Origin of the sequence: Sphingosinicella sp. (genome assembly GCF_052388015.1) — a bacterium.
Classification (GTDB): Bacteria; Pseudomonadota; Alphaproteobacteria; order Sphingomonadales; family Sphingomonadaceae; genus Allosphingosinicella.
The window spans coordinates 1-8,359 of record NZ_JBQTIN010000165.1 but is presented as its reverse complement, the minus strand read 5'-3'; the positions used below and the strand labels follow the sequence as shown (position 1 = coordinate 8,359).

Annotated in this window: 5 protein-coding genes and 1 pseudogene; 3 read left to right on the top strand and 3 right to left on the bottom strand. The window is 65.9% G+C overall.

What is annotated here, in order from left to right:
• The 3 genes from ACT4N3_RS13320 to ACT4N3_RS13310 form a co-directional block, all read left to right on the top strand.
• Positions 1–998 (top strand): DNA-directed RNA polymerase subunit beta (locus ACT4N3_RS13320; RefSeq protein WP_444855712.1); only part of this gene is annotated, 998 nt, incomplete at its 5' end.
• A gap of 113 nt (positions 999–1,111) precedes the next feature.
• A complete protein-coding gene (gene rpoC, locus ACT4N3_RS13315; RefSeq protein ID WP_444855711.1) occupies positions 1,112–5,416 on the top strand; it encodes a DNA-directed RNA polymerase subunit beta' in 4,305 nt (1,434 codons plus the stop codon).
• 188 nt (positions 5,417–5,604) lie between these two features.
• On the top strand, positions 5,605–6,783 hold the full coding sequence (locus tag ACT4N3_RS13310) for a glycosyltransferase family 4 protein (protein WP_444855710.1): 1,179 nt from the start codon (positions 5,605–5,607) through the stop codon (positions 6,781–6,783).
• A 70-nt stretch (positions 6,784–6,853) separates the two neighbouring features.
• Here ACT4N3_RS13310 and ACT4N3_RS13305 read toward each other — a convergent pair whose 3' ends face one another.
• From ACT4N3_RS13305 to ACT4N3_RS13295, 3 genes and pseudogenes are all read right to left on the bottom strand, one after another.
• Positions 6,854–7,465 (bottom strand): PadR family transcriptional regulator, encoded by a 612-nt coding sequence (locus tag ACT4N3_RS13305; RefSeq protein WP_444855709.1) that lies wholly within the window; start codon positions 7,463–7,465, stop codon positions 6,854–6,856.
• A gap of 159 nt (positions 7,466–7,624) precedes the next feature.
• Entirely contained in the window at positions 7,625–8,038 is a 414-nt protein-coding gene (gene rplS, locus ACT4N3_RS13300; protein ID WP_444855708.1) for a 50S ribosomal protein L19, read from the bottom strand.
• 3 nt (positions 8,039–8,041) lie between these two features.
• Positions 8,042–8,359: pseudogene (locus tag ACT4N3_RS13295) on the bottom strand (tRNA (guanosine(37)-N1)-methyltransferase TrmD); the annotation flags it as partial.

Below are 8,359 nucleotides of genomic sequence, written 5' to 3'. Positions count from 1 at the left end.
TCAAGGCGAAGCTCGACGACCGGATGGAGAAGATCGAGCGGGGCGACGAGCTGCCGCCGGGCGTGCTCAAGATGGTCAAGGTGTTCGTCGCGGTGAAGCGCAAGCTGCAGCCGGGCGACAAGATGGCCGGCCGCCATGGCAACAAGGGCGTCATCAGCCGCATCCTGCCGGAAGAGGACATGCCGTTCCTCGAGGACGGGACGCCGGCCGATATCGTCCTCAACCCGCTCGGCGTGCCCTCGCGCATGAACGTCGGCCAGATTTTCGAGACCCATCTCGGCTGGGCCGCGCGCGGCCTCGGCCGGCAGGTCGCCGAGCTGCTGGAAGGCATGCAGGCGAAGGGCGACGCCAAGCCGCTCCGCGCCAAGCTCAAGGACATGTACGGCGCGCCTTATCACAAGGACCTCGACGCGCGCGACGACGGCGAGATCGTCGAGATGGCGGGCCTTCTCACCGGCGGCCTGCCGATGGGCACGCCAGTGTTCGATGGCGCCAAGGAAGCCGACGTCGCGGCGATGCTGGAGAAAGCGGGTCTCGACGTGTCGGGGCAGGTCACCCTGTTCGACGGCCGCACCGGCGAGCCGTTCGATCGCAAGGTGACGGTGGGCTACATCTACATGCTGAAGCTCCACCACCTCGTGGACGACAAGATCCACGCGCGTTCGATCGGGCCGTACAGCCTCGTCACCCAGCAGCCGCTGGGCGGCAAGGCGCAGTTCGGCGGCCAGCGCTTCGGCGAGATGGAGGTCTGGGCGCTCCAGGCTTACGGCGCCGCCTACACGCTGCAGGAAATGCTGACCGTGAAGTCCGACGACGTGATCGGCCGCACCAAGGTCTACGAGGCGATCGTCAAGGGCGACGACACGTTCGAGGCCGGCATTCCGGAGAGCTTCAACGTGCTCGTCAAGGAGATGCGCTCGCTCGGCCTCAACGTCGAGCTGAACAGCATCATCGACGAGAATGACGAGGACGCGCCGCAGCAGCTGGCGGCGGAATAAATTCACCCTCCCCTCCCGCTTGCGGGAGGGGCCGGGGGTGGGGTGGCCCGGCCCAACAGGCCCACCCCTCAATCCCCTCCCGCAAGCGGGAGGGGAGGTAAGAGGAAGAAGACATGAACGAGATGACCCCCTTCGCCAATCCGGTCGCCAAGCCGGAGACGTTCGACCAGATCAAGATCGGCATCGCCTCGCCGGAGCGCATCCGATCCTGGTCGTTCGGCGAGATCAAGAAGCCCGAGACGATCAATTACCGCACGTTCAAGCCCGAGCGTGACGGCCTGTTCTGCGCCCGCATCTTCGGTCCGATCAAGGATTACGAGTGCCTGTGCGGCAAGTACAAGCGCATGAAGTACAAGGGCATCGTCTGCGAGAAGTGCGGCGTCGAGGTCACCGTCTCGAAGGTCCGCCGCGAGCGGATGGGCCATATCGAGTTGGCCGCGCCGGTCGCCCACATCTGGTTCCTGAAGTCGCTGCCGAGCCGCATCGGCCTCCTGCTCGACATGCAGCTCAAGCAGCTCGAGCGCGTGCTCTATTTCGAGAGCTACATCGTCACCGAGCCCGGCCTGACGCCGCTCGAGAAGTTCACGCTCCTGACCGAGGACGAGCTGCTCGACGCCCAGGACGAATATGGCGAGGACGCCTTCACCGCCGGCATCGGCGCCGAGGCGGTCAAGCAGATGCTCATCGACCTCGACCTGGAGGGCGAGAAGGAGGCTTTGCTCGAGGAGTTGGCGACGACCAAGTCGGAGCTGAAGCCCAAGAAGATCATCAAGCGGCTGAAGGTCGTCGAGAGCTTCCTGGAATCCGGCAACCGGCCGGAGTGGATGATCCTCGACGTCGTGCCGGTCATCCCGCCCGAGCTGCGCCCGCTGGTGCCGCTCGACGGCGGCCGCTTCGCGACCTCGGACCTCAACGACCTCTATCGCCGCGTCATCAACCGCAACAACCGCCTGAAGCGGCTGATGGAGCTGCGCGCGCCGGACATCATCGTGCGCAACGAGAAGCGCATGCTGCAGGAAGCGGTCGACGCCCTGTTCGACAACGGCCGCCGCGGCCGCACCATCACGGGCGCCAACAAGCGGCCGCTCAAGTCGCTTTCGGACATGCTGAAGGGCAAGCAGGGCCGCTTCCGCCAGAACCTGCTCGGCAAGCGCGTCGATTATTCCGGCCGCTCGGTGATCGTCACTGGTCCGGAGCTGAAGCTGCACCAGTGCGGCCTGCCGAAGAAGATGGCGCTCGAGCTGTTCAAGCCGTTCATCTACTCGCGGCTCGACGCCAAGGGCCTGAGCATGACGCTCAAGCAGGCGAAGAAGTGGGTCGAGAAAGAGCGCAAGGAAGTCTGGGACATCCTCGACGAGGTGATCCGCGAGCATCCGGTGCTTCTGAACCGCGCGCCGACGCTCCACCGCCTTGGCATCCAGGCGTTCGAGCCGGTGCTGATCGAGGGCAAGGCGATCCAGCTCCACCCGCTCGTCTGCGCCGCGTTCAACGCCGATTTCGACGGCGACCAGATGGCTGTGCACGTCCCGCTAAGCCTCGAGGCGCAGCTGGAAGCGCGCGTGCTGATGATGTCGACCAACAACATCCTCTCGCCCGCCAACGGCAAGCCGATCATCGTGCCCTCGCAGGACATGGTGCTGGGTCTCTATTACCTGTCGATGGAGCGCGAGGGCGAGCCGGGCGAAGGCTCGATCATCGCCGACATGGCGGAGGTCCACCAGGCGCTGTTCCACGGCACGGTGACGCTGCACAGCAAGATCCACAGCCGCGTCCCGCAGACCGACGAGGCCGGCAAGCACTATATGAAGCGGGTCGAGACGACTCCGGGCCGGATGCTGCTCGGCGAGACGCTGCCGAAGAGCCACAAGGTGCCGTTCGAGACGATCAACCGCCTCCTGACCAAGAAGGAGATCGCGGACGTCATCGACATCGTCTACCGCCACACCGGCCAGAAAGAGACGGTCCTGTTCGCCGATGCCATCATGGGCCTCGGCTTCCGCCACGCCTTCAAGGCCGGCATCTCGTTCGGCAAGGACGACATGATCATCCCGGCCGAAAAGGAAGGGATGGTCGAGGAGACCCGCAACACGGTCAAGGACTTCGAGCAGCAATATCAGGACGGCCTGATCACCCACCAGGAGAAGTACAACAAGGTGATCGACGCCTGGTCGAGCTGCGGCGACCGGGTCGCGAACGCGATGATGGACAAGATCAAGGCTTCCGAAAAAGGTCCGGACGGCCGGCTCGCGCCGGTCAACTCGATCTACATGATGGCCCATTCCGGCGCCCGCGGCTCGCAGGCCCAGATGAAGCAGCTCGCCGGTATGCGTGGTCTGATGGCCAAGCCTTCAGGAGAAATCATCGAGACGCCGATCATCTCGAACTTCAAGGAAGGCCTCACCGTCCTTGAATATTTCAACTCGACCCACGGCGCCCGCAAGGGCCTCGCCGACACGGCGCTCAAGACGGCCAATTCGGGCTATCTGACCCGCCGGCTCGTCGACGTCAGCCAGGATTGCACGATCGTCGAGGAGGATTGCGGCACCAGCAACGTTCTGGACATGCGGGCGATCGTTCAGGGCGGCGCGACGATCGCATCGCTCGGCGAGCGTATCCTCGGCCGGACGCCGGGCGAGGACATCGTCGATGCGAAGACCGGCGACATCATCGTCAAGGAAGGCACGCTGATCGACGAGGCGGCTGCCCTGCTCGTGGATGAGCTCGGCATCCAGTCGGTCAACATCCGCTCGCCGCTGGTTTGCGAGAGCGAAATGGGCGTCTGCGGCAAGTGCTACGGGCGCGACCTCGCGCGCGGCACGCCGGTCAATATCGGCGAGGCGGTCGGCGTGATCGCCGCCCAATCGATCGGCGAGCCGGGCACGCAGCTGACGATGCGGACCTTCCACATCGGCGGCGCGGCGCAGCTCAACGAGACGTCGAGCCTGGATGCGATGGCCGACGGCACGATCGAGTTCCGCGATCTGCCGACGATCATGGACCCGCGCGGCCGACGGGTCGCGATGTCGCGCAGCGGCGAAGTCGCGATCGTCGACATGGACGGACGCGAGCGTTCGACGCACCGTATTCCCTATGGCGCGCACCTGATGTTCGACAGCGGCCATATCGCCAGCAAGGGCGACCGGATCGCGGAATGGGATCCGTTCATGATGCCGGTGATCACCGAAAAGGGCGGCACGGTGAAGTTCCAGGACCTCATCGAGAACAAGACCCTGGCCGAGCAGACCGACGAAGCGACCGGCATCGCCCAGCGGGTGGTGACCGAATATCGCGCGACGACCCGCACCAAGGAGGATCTGCGTCCGCGCATCACCCTTATGGACGAGAAGAGCGGCGAGGCCGCGCGCTACATGCTGGCGCCGGGCGCGATGCTCTCGGTCGAGGAAGGCCAGGTGGTGGAAGCCGGCGAGGTGCTCGCCCGCGTGAGCCGCGAGGCGGCCAAGACCCGCGACATCACCGGCGGTCTGCCGCGCGTCGCCGAGCTGTTCGAGGCGCGCAAGCCGAAGGAGAATGCGATCATCGCCAAGGTCTCCGGCAGGATCGCGTTCGGCAAGGACTACAAGGCCAAGCGCAAGATCGCGATCGTCCCCGAGGATGGCGGCGAGCCGGTCGAGTATCTGGTGCCGAAGTCCAAGGTCATCGACGTGCAGGAAGGCGACTTCGTCAAGCGCGGCGACAATCTGATTTCGGGCAGCCCCGATCCGCACGACATCCTCGAGGTGCTCGGCGTCAAGGCGCTGGCCGAATATCTCGTGTCGGAGATCCAGGAGGTCTATCGACTGCAGGGCGTTAAGATCAACGACAAGCACATCGAGGTGATCGTTCGCCAGATGCTGCAGAAGGTCGAGATCACCGAGAGCGGCGACACCACCTTCCTGGTCGGCGAGCAGGTCGACCGGCAGGAGATGAATGAGGTCAACGCGAAACTGAAGGAGCAGCCGGGCAAGAAGAAATATGCGGAAGGCAAGCCGGTGCTGCTCGGCATCACCAAGGCGAGCCTGCAGACCCGCAGCTTCATCTCCGCCGCCTCCTTCCAGGAGACGACGCGCGTCCTCACCGAGGCTTCGGTGCAGGGCAAGATCGACGATCTGGAAGGCCTCAAGGAGAATGTCATCGTCGGCCGTCTGATCCCGGCGGGCACCGGCGCGGGCATGAAGCGGATGCGGATCGCGGCCTCGTCGCGCGACGCGGCGCTGCGCGCCCAGCAGCGCTCGCTCCAGGAGGCGCTCATCGCCGCCAATTCGGCGGCCGAGGAGCATGTGGCCGAGCTCGCCCAAGGCCCGGAAGCGGCGATCAACGCCGATCCGCTGGAGGCGGTCGTCCAGAGCGGCAACGGCAGCGACGAGGACGCCGGCGACTATCTCCAGGCGGCCGAAGCCGAAGGAAAGGCGCAGGAATAAGGGGCGCCCCGAATTGCCGAAGCGCCCCGCCGTGATCCTCGCGGCGGGGCGCTTTCGCTTTTTCAGGACATGACGATGCGCGAAGCCTTCGCTCTCTTCCTGCTGGCGATGCTGATCGTCCCGCCGATCATCTGGATCCGGCGCGTCCGGCGCTTCTTCCGCGATCATCCGCGTCAGGACGATCGTTGATGCAGACGCCGGACCTTCGCGTCGCGATCTTCAGCGGCAATTACAATTATGTCCGCGACGGCGCGAACCAGGCGCTGAACCGGCTCGCCGGCTATCTGCTCCGGCAGGGCGCGGCGGTGCGCGTTTACTCGCCGGTGACGAAGACTCCGGCATTCCCCCCCACCGGCGATCTCGTCGACATTCCGGCCGTGCCGTTTCCCGGACGCCCCGAATATCGGATCGGCGTCGCCATCCCGCCGCGGGTGCGCCGCGACCTCAGGACCTTCCGACCCAACATCTTCCATGTCGCCAGCCCGGAGATCACCGGCCATCGCGCGGTGACGCTGGCGCGCAAATGGGACCTGCCGGTGGTCGCCTCGGTGCATACCCGCTTCGAGACCTATCCGCGCTATTACGGTCTCGCCTTCCTGGAACCGCTGGTGTTGGCGGCGCTTCGCCGCTTCTATCGCCGCTGCGACGCGATCTTCGCGCCTTCGGATTCGATGGCGCAGCTGCTGCGCGACCAGCGGATGAATTATGATGTCGGCATCTGGACGCGCGGCATTGACCGGGAGATTTTCAACCCGGGCCAGCGCGACATGACATGGCGGCGCTCGCTTGGCATCGCCGATGACGAGCCGGTGATCGGCTTCACCGGGCGGCTGGTGATGGAAAAGGGGCTGGACGTCTTCTCCGACACGATCGACCGGCTGGCGCGGCGGCAGGTGCGCCACAAGGTGCTCATCGTCGGCGACGGCCCGGCCCGCGACTGGTTCGAGAAAAGACTGCCGGACGCCTGCTTCGCCGGCTTCCAGGGCGGCGCCGATCTCGGCCGCGCCGTCGCCTCGATGGACATGCTGCTCAATCCGTCGGTTACCGAGACGTTCGGCAACGTGACCTTGGAGGCGATGGCGGCCGGCCTGCCGGTGGTCGCCGCGCGCGCGACCGGGAGCGAGAGCCTGGTCGAGGACGGTGTCACCGGCCGGCTGATCCGCCCCGGCGCGGTCGACGCCTTCTGCGCGGCGCTCGCGGCTTATTGCCGCGACGAGCAGGCCCGGCTCGAAGCGGGCACCGCCGGCGAAATGGTCAGCCGCCGTTATGGCTGGGACGAGGTCAATCAGGCTTTGGTCGACGCCTATCTGCGCGTCATCCGCCAGCACAATGAGGGCGGCCGCCAGCGGCCGAGCCCGGTTCCGTGAGATTGATGGGACGGGGCGAACGCCGCATCGCGGGGGCTGCGCCCAGCATTCTCCCCGTCCCGGCCCGATTTCAGGTCAGGCGTTCGATCTTCTGCGCCGCCTCGTCGAGGATCGCGGCGATCTTGTGCATCACATCCTCGTCGGCATCCTCGCGGGTGACGCGGTGCCAGAGCGCGGAAAGCAGGCTGGCGACCGAGCGCTTGATCGGCGCGCCGCCGGCCTTGCGATTGTCGCTGCCGGCCTCCTTCAGCCGCTCGAGCAGCCCGTCGACCTCCTCCGCATGTTCCTTGAGGTGGGCCTCGCCCTCCTCCGTCGCGGTGAAGACCTTGCGCGCGCTCTTGCTCTTCGTCTCCTCGATCAAGTCCATGTCCTGGAGCATGGTGAGGGTCGGATAGACGACGCCCGGGCTCGGCGCATAGGCGCCGTGGCTGAGCTCCTCGATCGCGCGGATCAGGTCGTAGCCGTGGCGCGGCTCGTCGGCGATCAGCCTCAACAGCAGCAGGCGAAGCTGGTCGCCCGTAAACATCCGGCCGCGACCGCGCCGGCCGCGGCCGCCGCCGTCACCCCAGTCGCCGCCCCAGCTCCAGCCCTTGCTCCAGCCGCGCCCGCCGCCGAAATCCATCGCGAACAAAGCGCCGGGGAAGCCCTCCGGCCCGCAATCCCTGCCCATCCTGAAACGCATCTGTGTCTCCTGTCGAATATTTTCTGATACGCTAAAATATATCTTATAGCTGAGCGGTCAAGATATATCTTGAAATAATTTAGAACCGATCCGGGCACGACGAAAAACGGGCGGCCAGATCGGCCGCCCGTTCTGTCGCCTGGCAGTGGCCTAAGAGGCTCAGCCCTCGGCGGTCTCGGTCTTCGGCGCGGCGGTCTCCGCCTTCGGCGCGCGCTGGTCGCGGCGCTCGGCGATGCGGGCCGACTTGCCGGTCCGGCCGCGCAGATAATAGAGCTTGGCGCGCCGGACGGCGCCCTTGCGGACGACCTCGATCGAATCGACGTTCGGCGAATAAAGCGGGAAGACGCGCTCGACGCCCTCGCCGAAGCTGATCTTGCGCACGGTGAAGGAGCTGCCGAGGCCCTTGTTGGCGCGGGCGATGCAGACGCCCTCGAAATTCTGAATGCGGGTGCGCTCGCCCTCGACGACGCGGACGCCGACGCGCAGCGTGTCGCCCGGACGGAATTCGGGGATCGCCTTGTTCGACTTGAACTGCTCGATCGCCTCGGCCTCGAGCGTCTGGATGAGGTTCATTGTCTAACCTTCGTCTTTCTCACGCCGCGCGCCAGAGGGCGATGGCCTTCGCGCGCCCCCATGGCGCTCGATCAGGTCCGGCCGCCTTAGCCGTGTCTCTTCTGCCGCCCTGGCCTTTCGCCAGGCGGCGATCTTCGCATGATCCCCCGATCGCAGCACTTCGGGGATCGTGCGCCCCTCCCACTCAACAGGACGGGTATAATGCGGATATTCGAGGAGGCCGCTTTCGAAGCTTTCCTCGGTTCCGCTGGAAGCCGCGCCCATTACCCCGGGGAGGAGGCGAACGCAAGCATCGAGCAGGACGAGCGCCGCCGGCTCGCC

Bases quoted from the DNA above. Each gene is read 5' to 3' on its own strand.
- ACT4N3_RS13310 (WP_444855710.1), top strand. From the start codon at position 5,605: ATGCAGACGCCGGACCTTCGCGTCGCGATCTTCAGCGGCAATTACAAT.
- ACT4N3_RS13305 (WP_444855709.1), bottom strand. From the start codon at position 7,465: ATGCGTTTCAGGATGGGCAGGGATTGCGGGCCGGAGGGCTTCCCCGGC.
- rpoC (WP_444855711.1), top strand. From the start codon at position 1,112: ATGAACGAGATGACCCCCTTCGCCAATCCGGTCGCCAAGCCGGAGACG.
- rplS (WP_444855708.1), bottom strand. From the start codon at position 8,038: ATGAACCTCATCCAGACGCTCGAGGCCGAGGCGATCGAGCAGTTCAAG.